The organism is Lactobacillus sp. HMSC08B12 (assembly GCF_001808415.1).
Classification (GTDB): Bacteria; Bacillota; Bacilli; order Lactobacillales; family Lactobacillaceae; genus Lactobacillus; species Lactobacillus delbrueckii.
Genome location: NZ_KV793125.1, coordinates 1 through 642, shown reverse-complemented (window position 1 = coordinate 642; position 642 = coordinate 1). Strand labels below are relative to the sequence as shown.

General features: G+C 45.6%; 1 protein-coding gene and 1 pseudogene. Both read right to left on the bottom strand.

Annotation, left to right across the window (positions count from 1 at the left end; translation table 11 throughout):
* Window positions 1–185, bottom strand: a pseudogene (locus HMPREF3168_RS10425) (IS630 family transposase); the annotation flags it as partial.
* A 5-nt stretch (window positions 186–190) separates the two neighbouring features.
* Window positions 191–642, bottom strand: a 452-nt coding sequence (locus tag HMPREF3168_RS02500) for a helix-turn-helix domain-containing protein (protein WP_070488349.1), incomplete at its 5' end; no start/stop codon positions are given.

The window sequence follows — 642 nt, the reverse complement described above, 5'->3', positions numbered from 1 at the left end:
ACGAAGGCAAAGATACTGCATGTACCTTTACGAACGTATTCTGAATCAACTTTCTTATTGTCACCTGGACGCATAGCCCATGAGTCTCTGACTTCGCCTAACAACTGATATGGCTTTTCATCCATGCAAACTACCGGCACTTTTGGATTGTAAGGAAGCTCATAAACATCCAGAACATCTTCCATGCAGGCTATGAATTCTGGGTCTTCTTTCTTTGGGAGGCACCAGTAGTCGCTGCGGTGAGGTCGAAGTTGGTTTTTTTTAGAGTTCTACGGATGGCTTCGCGACTGATTGGCTCATCAAGAATTATCTTCATTTGTGCTTCAAGAAGACGTAAAGTCCAACGGCTATGCCCCTTGGGAACAGGCCCACAGGCCACTTCGAGTAGTTTCGCTTCTACACGTCCATCAACTTTGCGTTGTGCGTTATCAGAATTAACACTGCGCTTAAGCTTGATGGTGGCGTCAAGGCCTTCATTGACGAACTTTTTCACGACATTGGTGATAGTTGGCTCACTGATTCCATGATCTGAAGCGCACTGCTTGTAGGTCTTAACTGGCGGGTGATTGGCATCCATGTCTTTAAGAATGCGGATTCTGTTGGCCACCGTTTCACTCGTATTTTTCTGGCGAAGAATTTTGT